The sequence below is a fragment of the Bradyrhizobium ivorense genome, from assembly GCF_900696085.1.
Classification (GTDB): Bacteria; Pseudomonadota; Alphaproteobacteria; order Rhizobiales; family Xanthobacteraceae; genus Bradyrhizobium; species Bradyrhizobium ivorense.
In genome coordinates, this window is sequence record NZ_CAADFC020000004.1 from 1,016,248 (window position 1) to 1,034,802 (window position 18,555).

Sequence of the window (18,555 nt, forward strand, 5' to 3'; positions counted from 1 at the left end):
GGCTAGCCGACCTTCTCGACGAACACGCGGATGGTGCCGCCGCAGGACAGGCCGACATTCCAGGCGGTCTCGTCGGCGACGCCGAACTCCAGCATCTTGGGCTGGCCACTGGCGATCACGTCGAGCGCCTCGGTGACCACGGCGCCCTCGACGCAGCCGCCGGACACCGAGCCGAGGAAGGTGCCTTCATCGTTGATCACGAGGCTCGAGCCGGCCGGACGCGGCGCCGAGCCCCAGGTGTCGACCACGGTGGCGAGCGCCACGCCATGGCCCTGCTTCTGCCAGGTCTCGGCGGCCTGAAGAATGTCCTCGTCGCGATTGAGCATGGCGGCCTCCTGTCAATTCGGATGCGTCTCAGGCTACGGAGCGGATCAGGCTGCGGTGGTGCGCCGGCGGCGGCGATGACAGCGCCTCGATCAGCCCCTTGATGGACGTCAAGTTATGCACCGGGCGAAATTCGTCAACGTGGGGCAGCATCATTTTGATCCCCTGCGCCTTGGCCTCGAAGCCGGAATAGCGCAGCAGCGGGTTGAGCCAGATCAGGCGGCGGCAGGAACGATGCAGCCGGTCCATCTCGAAGGCCAGTTTGGCATCCGCCTCCCGTTCTAGTCCATCGGATATAAGGAGTACGATGGCGCCTTGCCCGAGCACCCGGCGGGCCCAGAGCTGGTTAAAACTGTGCAGCGAGGTCGCGATCCGGGTGCCGCCGGCCCAGTCCTCGACCGTGGACGAGCAGCGCGCCAGCGCCTCATCGGGATCACGCTCCCGTAACGCGCGCGTCACATTGGTCAGCCGCGTGCCGAACAGGAACACCGAGACCCGCTTGCGGGCGTCGGTGATGGCGTGCAGGAAATGCAGGAACAGGCGGGTGTACTCGCTCATCGAGCCCGAGATATCGAGCAGCGCCACGATCGGCGCCGGCTTCTCGATCCGCCCGAGCTTTCGGATATCGATGATCTCGCCGCCGGTGCGCAGCGAGCTGCGGATCGTGCGGCGCATGTCGAGCCGCAAGCCGCGCGCATCCGGCTGGTAGCGGCGGGTGACGAGCTCGGCCTGCGGCAGCCGCATCTGCGCGATCGCCCTGACGACCTCGGCGATCTCCGCCGCTGTCATCTGCGCAAAATCCTTCTTCTGCAGCACCTCCTTGTCGGAGACCGAGAGCTTCAGCTCCTGCTCCTGGGCCTGCGGCCGCTCCTCGCGCATCGCCGGCTGCGCCATCGCCTCCTGCACCCGGCGCGAGGCCGGCGGCGGCTTCTTCTTGGCGTGGTCGGGCAGCGGCACCGAGTCCAGCATGCTCTTCCACTCCTCGGCGGCGCGGAAGAACAGGTCGAAGGCCTGGCGGAAGATCAGCGCGTGCTCGTGGCGCTTGACGAAGATCGCCTGCAGCGTGGCGTAGAAATCGTCGCGGTTGCCGACCTCGATCAGCTGCAGCGCGTTCAGCGCATCGATCACCGAGCCCGGCCCGACCGGCAGCCCGGCCGCGCGCAGCGCGCGGGCAAAGCCGATGACGTTGTCGGCCATGTGGCCCGTCGGGGGATTGAGGTGATTGATCGCCATCGTAATCTAATCCCCGTCGTTCCGGGGCGCGCGCCAAGCGGGCGAACCCGGAACCTCGAGATTCCGGGTTAGCACTTCGTGCGCCCCGGAATGACGAATGTTGCTTGTGACGCGCGACCTAAACGTCGCTCGTCGCTTCTTTCAATGTCTTCGCCAGCGCCTCGCCCTGCATGCGCGCGATGTCGTCCTGGTATTTCAGCAGCGCGCCCAGCGTGTCGCCGACCACCTGCGGGGTCAGCGAGCGGGCGTCGAGCTCGGACAGCGCGGTCGCCCAGTCGATGGTCTCGGCGACACCCGGCGACTTGTAGAAATCCTGGCTGCGCAGCGCCTGCACGAAGCGGACGACCTGCTGCGACAGCTTGGCGGAGATGTTCGGCACCCGCGACTTGACGATCGCAAGCTCGCGCTCGGCGGAGGGATAGTCCACCCAGTGATACAGGCAGCGGCGCTTCAGCGCGTCGTGGATCTCGCGAGTGCGGTTCGAGGTGATGATCACGATCGGCGGCGCCGGCGCCTTGACGGTGCCGAGCTCCGGGATCGTGACCTGGAAGTCGCTGAGGATTTCCAAAAGATACGCCTCGAACGCCTCGTCGGCGCGGTCGAGTTCGTCGATCAGAAGCACCGGCGGACCGGCGACGTCGGGCTCGAGCGCCTGCAGCAGCGGCCGCTTGATCAGGAAGCGTTCGGCGAAGATGTCGCTGGCGAGCTGGTCGCGGTCGGTATCGCCGGAGGCTTCGGCCAGGCGAATCGCGATCATCTGCGCCGCGCTGCTCCACTCATAGACCGCGGAGGCGACGTCGAGACCTTCATAGCATTGCAGGCGGATCAGCTTGCGCCCGAGCGCGGCCGACAAAACCTTGGCGATCTCGGTCTTGCCGACCCCGGCCTCGCCTTCGAGAAACAGCGGCCGGCCCATTCGCAGCGCGAGATAGGTCACGGTGGCGAGGGAGCGCTCGGCGAGATAGCCGCGCGACGTCAACAGCTCCAGGAGCGCATCGACGGAAGTGGGGAACGCCGATGCACTCATGGAACAGCCAGTCTTCGGGGTGTCAGCAACATCACGCCTTGGTATCTAGTCCTTGGCGGTCGCGGCTTCCACCGCCCGGCGCGCCAAAACGCCGATCAGATGCGCGCGGTATTCAGCACTGCCATGCAAATCGCTGTTCAGGCCATCGGCCGGAACGGTCAAGCCGTCGAGCACCTTGTGCGAGAAGCGCTTCTTCAGCGCCTCCTCGAACGAGGTGACGCGGAACACGCCGTCCGAGCCGGCGCCGGTCACCGCGACGCGCACGTCGGACGGACGCTTGGCGACGAACACGCCGACCAGCGCGTAGCGCGAGGCCTGGTTGCGGAATTTCACATAGGCCGCCTTCTTCGGCAGCGGGAACATCACCTTGGTGATGATCTCGTCGGCCTCGAGCGCGGTCGAGAACAGGCCCTGGAAAAATTCCTCGGCCTTCAGCCGGCGCTTGTTGGTGACGATGGTGGCGCCGAGCGCCAGTACCGCGGCCGGATAGTCGGCGGTCGGGTCGTTGTTGGCGAGCGAGCCGCCGATGGTGCCGCGGTGACGCACCGCGGGATCGCCGATCTGGCCGGCGAGCTCGGCGAGCGCCGGTATCGCCTCGCCCACAACCGCGGAGCTCGCGACGTCGGCGTGTTTGGCGGTGGCGCCGATCACCAGCGAGCGGCCCTTCATCTCGATGGTGTCGAGACCTTCGATGTGGGAGAGGTCGACCAGATGCGGCGGGCTGGCAAGCCGCTGCTTCATGACCGGCACCAGCGTGTGGCCGCCGGCGATCAGCTTGGCGTCCTCGTTCTTCACCAGAAGGTTGGCGGCCTGCCGCACGGTCCCGGGACGATGATATTTGAATTCGTACATTGGAATGTCCTGATCGCTTGTCGCGATGAATTTCGATGAGGCGAGGTCCGACCTAGACGGGATCAGACTTGGGCGAGACCAGACGTTAAGCGAGATCGGACTTGGCCATCGCCTTAGCGCCGGCGGCGATCGAGGCGACGATGTTCTGATAGCCGGTGCAGCGGCAGAGGTTGCCTTCCAGCTCCTCGCGGATCACCTCGTCAGAGAGGTCGTGGCCCTTGCGGTGCACAAGGTCGACCGCTGTCATGATCATGCCGGGCGTGCAGAAGCCGCACTGCAGACCGTGATGCTCGCGGAACGCCTCCTGCATCGGATGCAGCGGCGCACCGTCCGCCGCCAGTCCCTCGATGGTCCTCACTTCATGACCGTCGGCCATCACCGCGAGCGTGGTGCAGGACTTCACTGCCTTGCCGTCGAGGTGCACGACGCAGGCGCCGCACTGCGAGGTGTCGCAGCCGACATGCGTGCCCGTCAGGCGCAGATTTTCGCGCAGAAACTGGACCAGAAGGGTACGGGGGTCGACGTTCGCGTTCACGGGGTTGCCGTTCACGATCATTGAAATCTTGGCCATCAGCACTCTCTTATCTGCGCCGCCGCATATCGGCGAAGCAGGCGGTTTAAAATCATTCCAGACGGCATAATATGGGCGGGTTTCCCGATGGGCAACCATTCGAGCCACCCGTCCAGGACATGGCCGGACCTAAATGATCCGGCCGATCAGCAGGGCTAACCCTGCACCGCCTTGGCAAAATTGGCAAAGAATTCATCGGCCAGTTTCTTGGCGGCGCCGTTGATTAGGCGCTGGCCGAGCTGGGCGAGCTTGCCGCCGATCTGCGCCTCGACGTTGTAGCTCAGAAGCGTGCCGCCATCCTTGTCGGCGAGCCCGACGGTGGCGCCGCCCTTGGCGAAGCCGGCGACCCCGCCCTCGCCCTCGCCGGTGATCTTGTAGCCGTTGGGCGGATCGAGATCGCTCAATGTGACCTTGCCCTTGAAGCGCGCCGACACCGGCCCGACCTTCATTTTCGCAGTTGCGCGAAAGCCCTGGTCGTCGGTCCTCTCGAGCTCCTCACAGCCGGGAATGCAGGCCTTCAGCACCTCGGGATCGTTGAGCTTGTCCCATACGGCCTGGCGCGACGCCGCAAGCTGGACTTCGCCGGTCATCGTCATGGCCATGGGGCACCTCCTCGATCGCTTAAAGCCTCGCTTTCCAAGTAAAGCAGCCGGGGGGCAAAGGAAAGGGCACCTTGGGAGGATGAGCGATGCATATTCGCAACCGCAGCAAGATGGTCCAGCCGTTCACAAATTCGCGCGAGCTCGGCTTGCGGTTGAAAATCGGCAGAGGCCGTCGGCGCCCATTGGCAGGGGCGCTGCGGAGTGGTTAGGTCGCTCGCCATGAGCACAGCCATCTCTCCCCTGCTTGCGCCGATGCTGTCGAGCGCCGCGATGCGCGCGGTATGCGACGATGCGGCCACCTTGCAGAACATGCTGGATTTCGAGGCAGCGCTGGCCCGCGCGGAAGCCGCCTGCGGCGTGATTCCCGCCCCGGCCGCGGGGCCGATCGGCGCCGCCTGCAAGGCCGAATCATTCGACCAGGCAGCGCTGGCGGAGGCGGCGACGCGGTCGGGCAATCTGGCGATCCCCTTGGTCAAGGCGCTGACTGCCAATGTGGCCAGGGCCGACAGCGAGGCCGCCCGCTATGTGCATTGGGGCGCGACCAGCCAGGACGTGATCGACACCGCGACGATGCTGACCTTGCGCGCCGGCATCGATGCGCTGCTGACCGATCTCGACCGCGCCATCACCGGCTTTGCCACCCTCGCGCGTGCCCATCGCGACACGCCGATGGTGGCGCGCACCTGGCTGCAGCACGCGCTGCCGATGCCGTTCGGGCTGAAGCTTGCCGAATACGCCGCGGCGCTGCACCGCTCGCGCAAGCGCTTGCTGCGGCTGCGCAAGGAGGCCCTCGCCCTGCAGTTCGGCGGCGCCGCCGGCACGCTGGCCGCGCTCGGCGGCAATGGACTTGCGGTCGCCGCGCAGCTCGCGAAAGAGTTGGACCTGCCACTACCCGATGCGCCCTGGCACACCCATCGCGACCGCATCGCCGAGGCGGCGTCCGTGTTCGCGATCCTGTCCGGCAGCTGCGGCAAGATCGCGCGCGACATTTCGCTGATGATGCAGACCGATGTCGGCGAAGCCTTCGAGCCCGCGGGCGCCGGCCGCGGCGGCTCCTCCACCATGCCGCACAAGCGCAATCCCGTCGCCGCTGCGAGCGCGCTCGGTGCCGCAACCATGGCGCCGAACCTCGCCGCCACGATTTTTTCCGCGCAGGTGCAGGACCATGAGCGCAGCGCCGGCCCCTGGCATGCGGAATGGCCGACCTTGCCGGGCCTGATGCTGGTGACGTCAGGCGCGCTGGCGGCCATCGTCGATCTCGCCGAGGGGCTGGAGGTCGACGCGGCGCGCATGCGCAGCAATCTGGAGACCACCGGCGGGCTGATCATGGCCGAAGCGGTGACGTTTGCGCTTGCCGAAAAGATCGGCAAGAGCGACGCGCACCATCTGATCGAGGCCGCGAGCAAGCAGGCGGTCGCCGGGAAGAAGCATCTGCGCGACGTGCTGAGTGCGGACGCCAAGGTGACTGCGCAGCTGGACGCGAACGCAATCGCAAAACTGTTCGAGCCGATGGCCTATCAGGGCGCCTCGCAGGCGCTGATCGACCGCCTGCTCGCCTCGCTCAACGAGACCTAAGAGACCGGAGTATTGTTCGATGCCGATGATCAATGCCGACGGGTGCCTGCTCAACGTCCAGGTCGAAGGCCGCGACGGCGGACCCACCTTGATGCTGTCGAACTCGCTCGGCTGCACCCTGCAGATGTGGGAGCCGCAGATGCGGGCGCTGACGCAGATGTTCCGCGTCATCCGCTACGACCGCCGCGGCCATGGCAAATCAGGCGTGCCGCCAGGCCCCTATTCCATGGAACGGTTCGGCCGCGACGTACTGGCGATCCTCGACGATCTCAACATCGAGAAGGTGCATTGGTGCGGCCTGTCGATGGGCGGCATGGTCGGGCAATGGCTCGGCGCCAACGCGCCCGAACGGTTCGGCAAGCTGATCCTCGCCAACACCGCCTGCTACTATCCCGATCCGACCAACTGGCTGAACCGCATCAAGGCGGTGAAGGAAGGCGGCATCGCCGCCGTCGCCGACACCGTGATCGCGGGCTGGCTGACCGCCGATTTCCGCGAGCGCGAGCCGCAGACCACGGCCAACATGAAGGCGATGCTTACGGCCTCTCCCGTTGAAGGCTATCTCGCCTGCTGCGAGGCGCTGTCGACGCTCGACCAGCGCGCGCTGCTGCCGAAGATCAAGAGCCCGACGCTGGTGATCGTGGGACGGCAGGACATGGCAACCCCGGTGTCGGCGGGAGAAATGATCCGCAGCGGCATCCCCGGCGCCAGCATGACGCTGCTCGACGCCGCACATATTTCCAATGTCGAGCAGTCGCACGCCTTCACCGAAGCCGTGGTCGGCTTTCTGACGCAACGCTAGCCCAAGCTGCGTCGTAGATGGGGTAACGGGCCCGCGGTCCTCCCTTCCAAGCAAGCCGCGCTAGCTACGGCGCTGTTTTGATGCGCGCGTCGCGCGGCTTGCTTGGAAGGGGGGCGGTCGTCCCTCACATTGATGGTGTAACGGAGTCGGGGCTTGAGCCCGCTCCAAGCATCGAGGAGAGACGACCATGGACCATTATGCCGGAATCGACGTGTCATTGGAATGCTCCAGCGTGTGCGTTGTCGATGCGAACGGCAAGATCGTTCGCGAGGCCAAGGTGGCGAGCGAGCCGGAGGCGCTGATCGACTGGTTCCGCTCGCTCGGGTTCGATCTGGCCAGGATCGGACTTGAAGCCGGACCGCTGTCGCAATGGCTCTATGCGGCGATGAAGAAGGCCTGTCTGGCGGTCGAGCTTCTGGAGACGCGCCATGTGAGCGACGCGTTCAAGGCGATGCCGGTGAAGTCTGACCGCAACGATGCCCGCAATATCGCGCAATTGATCCGGCTCGGCTGGTTCCGGCCGGTCCACTGCAAGTCGATGAGCGCGCAGGAGACCCGCGCAATGCTGACGGCGCGCAAGCTGGTCCAGAACAAGCTCCAGGACGTCGAGAACAGCCTGCGCGGGATCTTGCGCGGCTTCGGCTTGAAGGTCGGCAAGACAACCAAGCGCAGCTTTGCGCCACGGATCCGCGAGCTGGTGGCCGGTCATCCGGCGCTCGAGACGATCGCCGAGGCGCTGCTCGCGGCCCACACGGTGCTGGTGCGCGAGTTCAACGGATTTGAGAAGCGGGTGCGGGCGATGTCGCGGTTGGATGCCAAGGCCAGGCTGCTGATGTCGACGCCGGGCGTAGGACCGGTCACCTCGCTGACCTATGCCAGCGCCATCGACGACACCTCCCGCTTCATTTCGTCGAAGCGGGCGGGGCCGCTGTTCGGGCTGACGCCGAAGAAGTATCAGTCGGGCGAGACCGACTATTCCGGCCGCATCAGCAAAAACGGCGACGCCGCGGTGCGCGAGGCGCTCTATGAGGCCGCCCACAGCATCCTGAGCAAGCCGATCAAGGGCTGCGCGCAGCTCAAGAGCTGGGCGATGCGGATCGCCCGCCGCGCCGGCATCAGCAAGGCCAAGGTGGCGCTGGCGCGCAAGCTCGCCGTGATCATGCTGCGCATGCTCAAGGACAACGTCCCCTTCAACGCGACTGCCAAGGCAACCGCCATGGCGGCTTAAAACAGGAGCAAACAAGTTTTCGGGCGGGTCACCACACCAGCCTTCCCGAAGCGAAGTCCCTTCGCCGGGACGATGGATCAGGTCAGGCCGTCATCCGGGTTGTCGACGCATCCGTTGATGCGATCACGCTTCCCTAGATTGGCCGACCTGCTCCTCTTAGAACCCCATCAGGCGACGGCCACCGCGCCGATCCCGTACAGAAGCAGGTTCCCGGCGAGCGGATGATGCAAAAAGGGATTGACTAACCAAGGCCCGTTACAGAAGCCCGGATGAGCGAAGCGATGTCCGGGACCGGTGCTTCCTGTTGCACGAGACCCCGGATGTCGCTTCGCTCATCCGGGCTATGGGAGCCCCCGGGGGCCCAGACCGTTGCCCAGACAACTTGCAGGATTCGATTTGAACTTTAAATGCGCAGGCCGCGACCAATTCCAGCCGCGATCAGGCGGCGGGCAGGCTGGGGCAGGCGTTCATGCAGAGCATTCGACCGATCCCATTCCGCTGCGCCGGCCACAGACCAGCGTCGGCACGATCATGATCCGGTTTGTCGGACTGCTGCTGGCCGCGACCGTGGTGCTGGTGCTGATCTGGAATCGATAAGTCAGGCGTGGATCGGGCGCGGATCCGCGCCGATGGTTAGCGGTGTCTGAACTAGCGATTGATGCTCGCGGTGGTCTCGAACGAGTAATTGCCGTCGGCAAAGCCCTTCACGACCAGACCGGTGGCCAACATCACCACAAGCGTCACCGTTGCGAAGATAATGCCGACCAGCTTCAGTGCGCTGCGGTCTGCCATGGTCATCCCCTGAAGTTCGTGCCCGCGATCCATAGGCAGGCACAAAGGTTCAAAATGCGTTAGCAAAAAATGGGTTCCATGCAACGCACAACTGCGCGGGCCGGCAAGTCACCTGCCAACCATGGCTTTGGCGCAACAGATCAGATGCCTGCGGGCAACATCAGGAACCGGGATTGCGGCGCGGCACGAAGGCGGTCGCGAGGAACGAGAACACCACCTCGCCGCGCTGATTGGTGCCGGTGTTGCGGGCCTGCAGGATGCCCCATTCGGGCCGGCTCGACGAGGTGCGCTTGGTCTCGGCCTCGTTGGTGAAGCTGATGGTGTCGCCGGCCAACACCGGGCGAATCCAGCGCAACTCGCGGAAGCCCGGCGACGGGCCCCAGACCGCGACCGTCTCACCGCGCGCGGCCTCTTCTGCCGACCGCCGCTGGCCGTCGGCGACCAACAGCTTCATGCAGACCGCGGCGACGTGCCAGCCCGACGCGGCAAGCCCGCCGAACAGCGAATTGCGCCCCGCCTCCTCGTCGAGATGGAAGCGCTGCGGATCGAACTGCGCGGCAAAGCGCTTGATGTCCTCGGCCGTGAAGGTGAACGAGCCGAAGGCGCGGCGGTCGCCGATCTCGATGTCTTCGAAGAAGGCCATGCTACGCACCCCCGCCGTCGCGACGGCTGACGATGATCGGCGACTCCATCTCGCACAGCACCTCGCCGCGCGCATTGCGGATCGTGCCCTTGAAGGAGACGATGCCGGTCGCGGGGCGGCTCTTCGAAACGCGGGCCTCGACGACGTCGACATCGAGCGTCAGGTCGTCACCGGGGCGCAGCGGCGCCATCCAGCGCATCTCGTTGACGCCGGGCGAGCCGAGCGAGGCGGTGCGGCCGATGAAGCCGTCGAACAGCATCCGCATCATCAGCGAGCCGAGGTGCCAGCCCGAGCCGGAAAGGCCCCTGAGCATGGATTTTTTCGCCGCCTCCTCGTCGAGATGCATCGGCTGCGGGTCGAATTCGGCGGCAAAAGCGAGGATTTCCTCGCGCGAAACATGGCGCGGGCCGAACGTTCCGAGGCGGCCGGGCTTGAAGTCTTCGAAGGTCAGCGTGGTCATTTAGCGCGGTGATGGGATGAGGATATGTGCCGAGGGAGCCCGATTGTGGCCGTTATTTGCGGCAATCACAACCGGCCCACTCGCATAGCTCGCCCCTTCGCCGCCGGCGCCCGGCTGAGGGCCGGCCCTTTGCGGGGACAGTCTGCGGCTTGAATGGCCTCATGGCGAGCAGGCGCCTTGGCGCCGTTCTCGAACCATGCGGCCCGGCCGGTGCCCTCGTCCGCCGCGACGCTTGCTGCGCAAGCGCCTCAGGATGAGGTGATCAGGCCGGTTATGACGCAGTAGGATGAGGATGAGACGCGAATCACATTCGGCTTGCCGGGAGAACTATCGATGTTCGATTTCCAGGATCTGTTCCAGTGGGACCGCTTCATCACGCCCACGATCATCAAGACGTTCTACTGGCTGGTGATCGGTGTCATCGTGCTGTTCGGGATCTCCGGCATCCTGTCGGCGCTGTCGGCGATGGCGATCAGCCCGTTCGTCGGCTTCATCCTGCTGCTGGCATCGATCGCCAGCGTCATCGTCGGCATCGTGTTCTCGCGCATCGTCGCTGAGTTCATCCTGATCGTGTTTCGCATCAACGAGCATCTCGGCGCGATCCGCGACCAGGGCGGCACGCGCTGAGCCTTGCTGCGGACGTCCGATCGGCCCGCGCGTGGTTAATCCGAAGTAGCAGCCGCCGGCAAATGCGAAACAAATCGCGACCGGGATTTTAAAGGCCGGTCGCGTATCAGCGTCCCCGCTGAGCTGAAGACCAACGCGGGGGCGTCGTGAATTCCAATAGCCGTTTGATTGCGGTGAGGCCGGGACTTGTCACCAAGCCGGGCTTTACCGCCGAGGATATTTTGTGGGCTGTCGGCATCTGGTCGGTGATCCTGACCCTGGCGCCGGTGATCCTGTTTTATTTGCTGATGGTGGCGTAAGCGGCACTCACCCACCGTCATTCCGGGGCGATGCGTCAGCATCGAACTATGGTGCGCAATTGCGCACCGGAGAATCTCGAGAGTCCGGGTTCACGCTTCGCATGCCCCGGAATGACTTCTGGTCACAAAAAACGCGCGGGACCCGCGCGTTCTTCCAGTTCGGGCAAAAAAAGCGGCGTTGTTACGCCGCTTGCTTGTGCATCGCGCCGGACGCCGACGCCGTGCCGCGGATCGCCTTGATCGAGCGTTCGATCGCGCCCCACAGCCGCTGGATCTCGGCGGCGGCGCGGCCTTCCGCGTAGTATTCGCGGGCGCCTTCACCCTGGCCGAGCGCCATCAGAAGATCGGCGCGGTTGGTGATCTGGCCGCTCCACACCGGTGCGCGGAATTTCGCCAGCGCCTCGCGCGCGATCGCGACGATGCGGCTTTCGGCATTGTCGCGCTGCGCCGGCGCGCCGTTGATCACGACGGCGTAGGGCTTGCGCATCGAGCGGCAGGTCTGGATGGTTTCCTGCACCGCATTGACGTCGAACACGCCGGGCCGCGCCGGAATGATCACCATCGTTGCGTTCTTGATGGAGTCGTCGACGACGGCCGAGAGATTCGGCGGCGTGTCGATGAACACCCATTCGATACCGTCACGCTTGGCTTGCGCCAGGATTCCACCGACCGAGTTCACGGCCGTCTTGATCTGCGGCTCGTTGGTGCCGCGCAATTTGTGCCACAGGGTCAGCGAGCCCTGCGGGTCGGCATCGATCAGCAGACACGGCTTCGTTGCCTTGTGCACTTGCGCGGCGAGGTGAGCAGCCAGGGTGCTTTTCCCCGAGCCCCCCTTACGCGAAGCGAAAACAATGACGTTCATACCTTGGCCTCCACATTGACCCCAGGAGGCGAAAATGAATCAGCACGATGATTCGCGAAAGAAAAAACTTCTTGCAAATCGCAAAGCCGCCAAGATTACCGGCGCATTCTGGTTTTTGAGTCACACTTCATTTATGACACAACCGGAAATGGAGCATGGATTTGCGCGCGACGCGAGCGGCGTCCCGTGTGAAGAAGCCGAGTCAAAACAAAAAGCTAACCGCTTGATTTGACTCGCGGCCCTAGCGCTTTTCGGCGGCCTTTGCGCGCTCGCGCTCGATCCATTTGCGTTCGATCCAGCCGAGCAATTGCGCGGTGGGTTTCTGCAGGAACGGAACATCCTGCGCGAACAAAAGGAGTCCGAGCGGCAGCATCCAGAGTCCGAGCACCGGCAGGAAGCTGAAGATGCCGCCGACGATCAAGAGCAACGCGAGCGGAATCCGCACATAGATCGACGACGGCTTGCGCAGCCACGCGACGAAGCGCGCCGGCCCGGCGGGAAGTTTTGCCTCGAACCAGGCGAAGTGCCGATCGATTTCCAGTTTGTAGTATTCGCTCACGCTTGTCCTCTCCATCCATCCCGCGTGGCGGAACGGAGTCCGTAAAGCACACAAGCAGCAGAGATGATGCTGCGTGACAGCGTCACAACGCGTCAGTCTGTCGCGCATGCAGGCCTTGAAACCGCCGACGCGTTCACAGCCAGGCGCCAGCTGCGTGGACCAACGCGCTCAGTTGGCCGCCGGTTTCGGCTTCTTCGCCCGATGCGACTTCGCGGGCTTGCGCTTGACCGCGACCGGCCGCCGTTCCATGCGCTCGCGCGCCTCGCGCGGTTCCGGACCCGGGCGGAAGAACGCCTTGCACGCCGGCGACAGCAGCGCCTTGTTCCTGATCATGCAGACGGTGACCCGATCGACATCCGGGATCTCGGGCCCGCAGAGCCGGAACGCATCCGGCGTGCAAGCCTGCTGCTGCTCGGCTGTATAAGCCTCGCCCCGGCTCGGCACCAGCGCGACCGCAAGCCCGAAAGCTGACATCAACGCAAACGAAACTGTCCTTGAACCAGCGATCCCCATGCGCATCCCCCCAAGGCGGCGTTTCGGGGGATAGTGGGTGAACGGACGAGGAAGCGCAAGCGGGCGAGATGACACGCCGGGGTGGTGGGGGCTTTGGCCCCCTTTATAGGCTTGATCCCTATATTTTTTCCCGAGATCTGGCTCCGTGACGCAGCTGGGCGGCATCACGGAGATGATGCGGAGCGGTATGGTGCCGGTTCGGCGTTGCTATCGCAGCGCGTCACGGCTTCACATACGACCATCCCTGCTCCTGCAGCTCCATGACACGCACGACGCCCGATTTCACGACCTTCGCCTCCGAAATCAGGGGGATCTCCTTGCTTTCAACCTTGCTCATGTTTTCCCGCGTATTGCCGCAGGCTTCGAAGGAGATCGACGGCGAGTTTTCCGAGATGGTCTTGATCCTCGTCTTCACCGGCGAGGTGTCGTCGCGCAGCATGTGCAGGCCAGGACCGTAAGCGACGATGTCGACCTTCACCTCCTCGCCGAGGTCCTTGTAATACTGCATCACGTTGGTTGCGTTGTTGAGCGCAAGGTTCATCATCGCGGGATCGTTGGCATTGACCTGAAGGATCAGGCGATGCGATTTTGCGGCGGCAGGGCCCTTCGATTGCGCCGTCGCCACATGCTTCGTCGCCGACGACGGCGCCACGCGCGCCTTCGGCTGCGCTGCCACCGACGGCGGCGTCGCGAGCGTTTTCTCCTGTGCGACCGCAGATGGCGGCACCGCGATGAACAGCGCTATGACCCAGGCCACCACTCCGACGGTATTTCCACTCTTCATCATGACGTATCTCCCTTGAGAGTTCGACTACGCTCAGCCGCGTGGCTTCGCTGCGGCTTGTGGCCATTTACACACCTCGGCGAACCGACCCCGCACCCGCTTCAGTCCGGCAAGCAGGAAATGCCCTTCCAGTGCCGCTCCGTTTCGGCTCACAAGACGGATGGCAACCTCTCCCTCTTCAGGAAAAGACTGCAGCAAGCCCACGACGTCGCCGGTGAACGCAACGCCCGTTCCAGACAATGGCGAAGCTCCCGCAAGCGTCACCGGCGGATGGTCATTGATGCGATAGGAAATCGCGTAACCGTCCCTGCTGCGCTCGAAGGCCGGCCCTGCGACGACAAGCTCCGTACGGCCGGCATGGCAATGAATCGACAGATGCATCGACGAGCCACTTGAGCCGTCGCGCGAAAAGGTCGTGGCGGTGACAATCGGCTTGTAGTCCACGGGCGACGTCGTCGCGCTGACAATCCAATTGTCGACCGCCGTGGCCGGGCGAGCCGGCCCAAGAGCCCCGGTCGCATCGGTCGCGCCTTGCGCAAGAGCGAACCCGCTCACGATTTCCAATGCGATGGCCAGAGCGATCGCTCTCATCGCGATACGCGCGCAGTGCGCGCCTGTCGATCCAGCCACTCCTGCGCTGCCCCGAACCGGTCGAGGCCGGGCACCGTCGCGGCGAGATTGATCGACTGCCATTTCGGGTCGAAGCCCGGCGCCTGCAGCTTATCGATCCGGGAAAACAGGGTATCGACGAGGCGGGCGACGCGCTGATAGCGGTTGGATTCAGCCGGCCAGTTATACGCAACCAGGGCGGTCGGCACCGCAATGGTCGGTATACTCTGGTCCTGCTTGATCAGGTTGGGGTACTCGCGCGCCTCCAGCACCGCGGGAAGATAGTAATCCTCGAATTTGCTTTCATATTTCACGGGGAGGAACTTGAAGCCGGGATCCCAGCGTCCGCGCACGAACGCATCGACCGGCTTCGAGGTGATGAAAACGACCGCCGCCATCTCGCCCTTGCGCATCTGCTCCAGCGCGACCTGATGCGGAATGAAGGTCTTCTCCGCCTCGATGCCGAGACGGCTGAAGATCAGCGGCCCCGAATAGGCGGCAGCCGTGCCCTGGGTGTTGAAATTCACCTTCTTGCCGGCGAGATCCTGCAGGCTCTGGATCTCGGGCCGAACAAAAACATGCAGCTCCGAGGGGAAGAGATTGAGCAGGTAAGTGATCCGGCGCTGAATCCCCGGGACCTGGATCCTGTACTCTTCGAGCGCATCGGAATTGATGATCGCGACATCGACCCCGCGCAAATAGAGCAGCGAATTCAGGTTCTCGGTGGCGCCGCGGGTGACGATCGGCAGGACATGCAGATTCGGCCCGTCGTCGACGACGCGAGCGATCTCGGCCGCAAGCCGAAGCGGCGCCCCCTCGATCAACCCGCCGGCAAGGCCGACCGTCCAGGCATTCATCCGCTCCCTTCTTTCTATTTCGGCGGGAGAGCGCTGCATCTGGCGGACGCGCTGCGTCTGCGCCTCCACAGTGACGGGCTGAAGAGCCAGAATCGCCGGCGCCAACACGGCGAGCAACAAGCGCGATATAAGGGTCATATTCATCGGAAAACTCCCTCGCAAAACCGCCTCGGCTTCGGTGCCGCTGGCCACGTCGAAGCCCGACGCGCAAAATATCCGACGTCAATTCTTCTACTGATTCAGCTTGTCCAATCGATCCTTCGCAACCCGAATTCCGCCGGCCTGCGCCCTCACGTAAAATTCCCGCGCCTTCGTCGCATCGCCCCGTGTTCCGTATGTTCCCCATGTGGAGAGAATGCCGGGATCATAGGTCTCCGCGAGCGTGAAGTTTGCCAGTGCGCTGCCGGTCTCGACGGCGCGCTGGAGCACGGTCCGCGCCGCGCCGATGTTTCCCTGACCGAGCAGCGTGCGGGCGCGCGCGATCAGCCTCGTTGCCTCCGGATTTTCTGGCGCTTCTCCGGTCGCCGGCTGCACCGTCGCCGCTGCGTCCGTCGCCTGCGCTGTTCTGGAGGTGTTACTGTTGACCGCGGCCTCGGCGGGAACACGTAGATCGGTCGCACGCCGCGCGGACTCGGCGTCGCGTGCCGTCGCCTCGGTCCGGCTGCGCTCTTGCTGCAGGGCTTGTCGCAACTCGGTCATCGAACTCTCCGTCGAACGCCGGAGCTGCAGCGTTTCCTCGCTCGCCTTCTGCAATTGCGCCGTCTGTATCCCGTTGTCGCGCCGCGCGGTGGCCAGTTCGTCCGCCAGTGCGGCAGTGCGCGCGCGTTCCTCGTCGAGCGCCTGACGATGCTTTTCCGTACTTGTGGCCAGTTCTTGCCGCGCGGCCGCGGCCTCCTGTGCGAGGGCAGCCGCCTTCTGCCGCTCCTGGTCGAGCGATTTTGCGCTGCTCGCCGCTCCTGCCTGCCTGAGCTGCTCGGCTTCGTCGCCCGTCTTGCGCAATTGCGCCGCCTGCGCCTCATTGTCGTGCTGCGCCGTGGCGAGCGCGCTCGCCAGTGCGGCGCTGCGCGCGCGTTCCTTGTCGAGCGCTTGACGATGTTCCTCCGTGCTCGTAGCCAGCTCCTGTCGCGCAGCCGCGGCCTCCTGTGCGAGGGCAGCCGCTTTCTGCCGCTCCTGGTCGAGCGCCTGCGCGCTGTTCGCGACTTCGGCCTGCCTGAGCTGCTCGGCGTCCTCGCTCGTCTTGCGCAGTTTCGCCGCCTGCATCTCGTTGTCGTGCTGCGCCGTGGCGAGTCCGCTTGCCAGCGCGGCGCTGTGCGCGCGTTCCTCGTCGAGCGCTTGACGATGTTTTGCCGTGCTCGCGGTCAGCGCTTGTTGCGCGGCCGCGGCCTGCGTGAGGGCATCCGTCTTCTGCCGCTCCAGGTCGTGCAATTGTGCGTCGTTCGCTGTTGCCGCCTGCTTGAGCCGCTCTGCGTCCTCGTTCGCCTTGCGCAATTGCGCCGCCTGCGTCTCGTTTTCGCGCTGCGCTGCGGCGAGCGCACTCGCCAGTGCGGCACTGTGCGCGCGCTCCTCGTCGAGCGCTTGATCATGTCTTGCCGTGCTTGTGGTCAACTCTTCTCGCGCGGCCGCCGCCTCCTGCGCGAGGGCATCGGTCTTCTGTCGCTCCTGGTCGAGCGATTGTGCACTGTTCGCCGCTCTCGCCTGCTTGAGCCGCTCCATCTCCTCGCCCGCCTTGCGCAATTGCGCCGCCTGCATCTCGTTTTCACGCTGCGCAGTGGCGAGTCCGCTCGCCAACGCGGCGCTGTGCGCGCGTTCCTCGTCGAGCGCCTGACGATGTGCTGCCGTGCTTGCGGTCAGCGCTCGCTGCGCGGCTGCAGCTTCCTCCGCGAGGGCATTCGTTTTCTGCCGCTCCTGGTCGAGCAATTGGGCGCTATCTGCAGCTTTTGCCTGTCTGAGCTGCTCCATTTCCGCACGCGTCTTGCGCAATTGCGCAGCCTGCACCTCGTTGTCGCGCTGCGCGGTGGCGAGTTCGCTCGCCAACGCGGCACTCCGTGCGCGTTCGTCGTCGAGCGCCTGACGATGTCCTGCCGTGCTTGTGGCCAGCTCCTGTCGCGCGGCTGCGGCTTCCTGCGCGAGAGCAGCCGTTTTCTGCTGCTCCTTGTCCAGCAATTGCGCGCTCCTCGCGGCTTCCGCCCTTAGCTGCGCATCGAGCCGCTCGACGGCCTGCCGGGCCTCGGACAGTTCGTTCGCCAGGAACTCTCGACGCGGCTCCAGAGATGATTGCGTCTGCGACGTCGACGCGTCCACGGACTGCCCGGCCCGCACGGCCGCCTGCGATGTGGCCTTGGTCCCGGACTGCTGTTGAAGCGCCGACATCTCGCTCTTCCGCGAGCCCTCGCCCGCTAACAAGCTGTCTTGCTCAAGATCGGAATTGATTCGCATATACGCCGCCGCGAAGACCGCCGCAGCGATCAGACAGGCCGCAAGCAGCCGCGCGCCCAACGACCACTGTCCAAGTCGAGAGGAGTTGCTCGATTGATCGAACTCTTCTGGGAGATATTCATCGTCGTCCGACACTGACCGCCAATGCGTCGGCGTGATCTCGCTTGGCGTACCATCTTCAGCGAACCATTGACCGGCTTCAACTGACCAGTAAGCGATATCACTGGTCCCAGTCGGATCGTGCTCGAGGATAAGTACTGTCCCGTCCCTCGGTGCAGTCTCGATCGCGTGGCGCATAGCAAGGACGATTATTTATTTTGACGATGTGATCGGACTATTCCAGCTCCATTCCCCCAGCGCGGCACGCTATGCCCGCGCGGACAGCGCCTCAATACTCCTTCAGGGGTACCGAATTTGTGCCTGCGGCGAAGGTGAAAAAATTGCGGCGGCGTCAGCGCGTCCACTGGCGCGGTTCCATGTGGAGCGGCCACCGCAATACGGGGAAGCAGGCGCAAAGGCCGAGTGAACTGGATCGTCGAGCTCAATTGGGTGGAAGGAGCACGTCAGCCCGCCGCATCAACCGCAACCTCGAGGCGAAGATTCCGCGAGGTCAGCGCGTTCGGTGAGGCTGCGCCAACGTCGCGGAGGCAAGCAGATTTGGGCGACAGATCTGGCCCGTCGGTAAGACGCTGAGGGCTGAGCGCTGCAAACGGGTGATGGTACAGTTGGGTGGGCTCGAACCACCGACCTCCTGTTCCACAGACAGGCGCTCTAACCAACTGAGCTACAACTGCATCCTGGCGCGCGGCCCCGCCGAAAGGGGGGCGGCGATTTCGGGCGGAAACTAGGTGCAACGCCGGAGTTTGGCAAGGCCGTAACGCAGGCTTTTGCACCTTGGGA

23 protein-coding genes and 1 tRNA gene are annotated in these 18,555 nt (G+C 64.6%); 7 read left to right on the forward strand and 17 right to left on the reverse strand.

What is annotated here, in order from left to right; all coding sequences use genetic code 11:
* Positions 1-2 precede the first annotated feature (2 nt).
* The 6 genes from CI41S_RS05505 to CI41S_RS05530 form a co-directional block, all read right to left on the reverse strand.
* Positions 3-326 (reverse strand): XdhC family protein, encoded by a 324-nt coding sequence (locus CI41S_RS05505; protein WP_066499895.1) that lies wholly within the window; start codon positions 324-326, stop codon positions 3-5.
* 28 nt (positions 327-354) lie between these two features.
* The gene (locus CI41S_RS05510; RefSeq protein ID WP_172627926.1) at positions 355-1,557 is read right to left on the reverse strand and encodes a vWA domain-containing protein; all 1,203 of its coding nucleotides are present in this window, start codon (positions 1,555-1,557) and stop codon (positions 355-357) included.
* Between the two features lie 118 nt (positions 1,558-1,675).
* The gene (locus CI41S_RS05515; RefSeq protein WP_139857747.1) at positions 1,676-2,584 is read right to left on the reverse strand and encodes an AAA family ATPase; all 909 of its coding nucleotides are present in this window, start codon (positions 2,582-2,584) and stop codon (positions 1,676-1,678) included.
* A gap of 45 nt (positions 2,585-2,629) precedes the next feature.
* A complete protein-coding gene (locus CI41S_RS05520) occupies positions 2,630-3,436 on the reverse strand; it encodes an FAD binding domain-containing protein (protein ID WP_139857748.1) in 807 nt (268 codons plus the stop codon).
* Between the two features lie 85 nt (positions 3,437-3,521).
* The gene (locus CI41S_RS05525; protein ID WP_139484683.1) at positions 3,522-4,007 is read right to left on the reverse strand and encodes a (2Fe-2S)-binding protein; all 486 of its coding nucleotides are present in this window, start codon (positions 4,005-4,007) and stop codon (positions 3,522-3,524) included.
* Positions 4,008-4,162: 155 nt separating this feature from the next.
* Complete coding sequence (locus CI41S_RS05530; RefSeq protein ID WP_139857749.1) at positions 4,163-4,609, reverse strand: SRPBCC family protein; 447 nt, start codon at positions 4,607-4,609, stop codon at positions 4,163-4,165.
* A 219-nt stretch (positions 4,610-4,828) separates the two neighbouring features.
* Between CI41S_RS05530 and CI41S_RS05535 the strand changes: the two genes are divergently transcribed.
* From CI41S_RS05535 to CI41S_RS05550, 4 genes are all read left to right on the forward strand, one after another.
* Positions 4,829-6,184, forward strand: coding sequence for a 3-carboxy-cis,cis-muconate cycloisomerase (locus CI41S_RS05535; RefSeq protein ID WP_139857750.1), 1,356 nt, complete (start codon positions 4,829-4,831; stop codon positions 6,182-6,184).
* A 19-nt stretch (positions 6,185-6,203) separates the two neighbouring features.
* Positions 6,204-6,986 carry a 3-oxoadipate enol-lactonase gene (gene pcaD, locus CI41S_RS05540; RefSeq protein ID WP_139857751.1) on the forward strand — a complete coding sequence of 261 codons (783 nt, stop codon included), beginning with the start codon at positions 6,204-6,206 and terminating at the stop codon, positions 6,984-6,986.
* Between the two features lie 187 nt (positions 6,987-7,173).
* Positions 7,174-8,214, forward strand: coding sequence for an IS110 family RNA-guided transposase (locus tag CI41S_RS05545; RefSeq protein WP_139857752.1), 1,041 nt, complete (start codon positions 7,174-7,176; stop codon positions 8,212-8,214).
* Positions 8,215-8,610: 396 nt separating this feature from the next.
* On the forward strand, positions 8,611-8,811 hold the full coding sequence (locus CI41S_RS05550) for a hypothetical protein (protein ID WP_139857753.1): 201 nt from the start codon (positions 8,611-8,613) through the stop codon (positions 8,809-8,811).
* Between the two features lie 51 nt (positions 8,812-8,862).
* Here CI41S_RS05550 and CI41S_RS43300 read toward each other — a convergent pair whose 3' ends face one another.
* The 3 genes from CI41S_RS43300 to CI41S_RS05560 form a co-directional block, all read right to left on the reverse strand.
* Positions 8,863-9,006 carry a hypothetical protein gene (locus CI41S_RS43300; protein ID WP_172627152.1) on the reverse strand — a complete coding sequence of 48 codons (144 nt, stop codon included), beginning with the start codon at positions 9,004-9,006 and terminating at the stop codon, positions 8,863-8,865.
* A gap of 160 nt (positions 9,007-9,166) precedes the next feature.
* Complete coding sequence (locus CI41S_RS05555) at positions 9,167-9,649, reverse strand: MaoC family dehydratase (protein WP_139486510.1); 483 nt, start codon at positions 9,647-9,649, stop codon at positions 9,167-9,169.
* A 1-nt stretch (position 9,650) separates the two neighbouring features.
* The gene (locus tag CI41S_RS05560) at positions 9,651-10,109 is read right to left on the reverse strand and encodes a MaoC family dehydratase (RefSeq protein ID WP_139857754.1); all 459 of its coding nucleotides are present in this window, start codon (positions 10,107-10,109) and stop codon (positions 9,651-9,653) included.
* 333 nt (positions 10,110-10,442) lie between these two features.
* On the opposite strand from CI41S_RS05560, the gene CI41S_RS05565 reads away from it, so the two are divergent.
* Together CI41S_RS05565 and CI41S_RS43305 are read left to right on the forward strand one after the other, a co-directional pair.
* Positions 10,443-10,736: a DUF4282 domain-containing protein gene (locus tag CI41S_RS05565; protein WP_139857755.1), complete on the forward strand. Its 294-nt coding sequence runs from the start codon at positions 10,443-10,445 to the stop codon at positions 10,734-10,736.
* 146 nt (positions 10,737-10,882) lie between these two features.
* The gene (locus CI41S_RS43305) at positions 10,883-11,035 is read left to right on the forward strand and encodes a hypothetical protein (protein ID WP_172627927.1); all 153 of its coding nucleotides are present in this window, start codon (positions 10,883-10,885) and stop codon (positions 11,033-11,035) included.
* Between the two features lie 181 nt (positions 11,036-11,216).
* Here CI41S_RS43305 and CI41S_RS05570 read toward each other — a convergent pair whose 3' ends face one another.
* Complete coding sequence (locus CI41S_RS05570) at positions 11,217-11,897, reverse strand: ParA family protein (RefSeq protein ID WP_139857756.1); 681 nt, start codon at positions 11,895-11,897, stop codon at positions 11,217-11,219.
* A 34-nt stretch (positions 11,898-11,931) separates the two neighbouring features.
* Between CI41S_RS05570 and CI41S_RS05575 the strand changes: the two genes are divergently transcribed.
* Positions 11,932-12,129, forward strand: a complete 198-nt coding sequence (locus CI41S_RS05575; protein ID WP_139857757.1) for a hypothetical protein — start codon at positions 11,932-11,934, stop codon at positions 12,127-12,129.
* Positions 12,130-12,138: 9 nt separating this feature from the next.
* Here the strand turns inward: CI41S_RS05575 and CI41S_RS05580 are convergent, their stop codons facing one another.
* From CI41S_RS05580 to CI41S_RS05610, 7 genes are all read right to left on the reverse strand, one after another.
* On the reverse strand, positions 12,139-12,456 hold the full coding sequence (locus CI41S_RS05580; RefSeq protein WP_172627154.1) for a hypothetical protein: 318 nt from the start codon (positions 12,454-12,456) through the stop codon (positions 12,139-12,141).
* A 168-nt stretch (positions 12,457-12,624) separates the two neighbouring features.
* Positions 12,625-12,930 (reverse strand): hypothetical protein, encoded by a 306-nt coding sequence (locus CI41S_RS05585; RefSeq protein ID WP_139486516.1) that lies wholly within the window; start codon positions 12,928-12,930, stop codon positions 12,625-12,627.
* A gap of 259 nt (positions 12,931-13,189) precedes the next feature.
* Complete coding sequence (locus CI41S_RS05590) at positions 13,190-13,756, reverse strand: DsrE family protein (protein ID WP_139857758.1); 567 nt, start codon at positions 13,754-13,756, stop codon at positions 13,190-13,192.
* Positions 13,757-13,786: 30 nt separating this feature from the next.
* Positions 13,787-14,344, reverse strand: a complete 558-nt coding sequence (locus CI41S_RS05595) for a hypothetical protein (protein ID WP_139857759.1) — start codon at positions 14,342-14,344, stop codon at positions 13,787-13,789.
* A complete protein-coding gene (locus tag CI41S_RS05600; protein WP_139858576.1) occupies positions 14,341-15,357 on the reverse strand; it encodes a TAXI family TRAP transporter solute-binding subunit in 1,017 nt (338 codons plus the stop codon). Before CI41S_RS05600 ends, CI41S_RS05595 begins: the two co-directional genes overlap by 4 nt.
* Before the next feature lie 93 nt (positions 15,358-15,450).
* Complete coding sequence (locus CI41S_RS05605) at positions 15,451-17,790, reverse strand: hypothetical protein (RefSeq protein ID WP_139857760.1); 2,340 nt, start codon at positions 17,788-17,790, stop codon at positions 15,451-15,453.
* A 582-nt stretch (positions 17,791-18,372) separates the two neighbouring features.
* A tRNA-His gene (locus tag CI41S_RS05610) sits at positions 18,373-18,449 on the reverse strand.
* Positions 18,450-18,555: the final 106 nt, after the last annotated feature.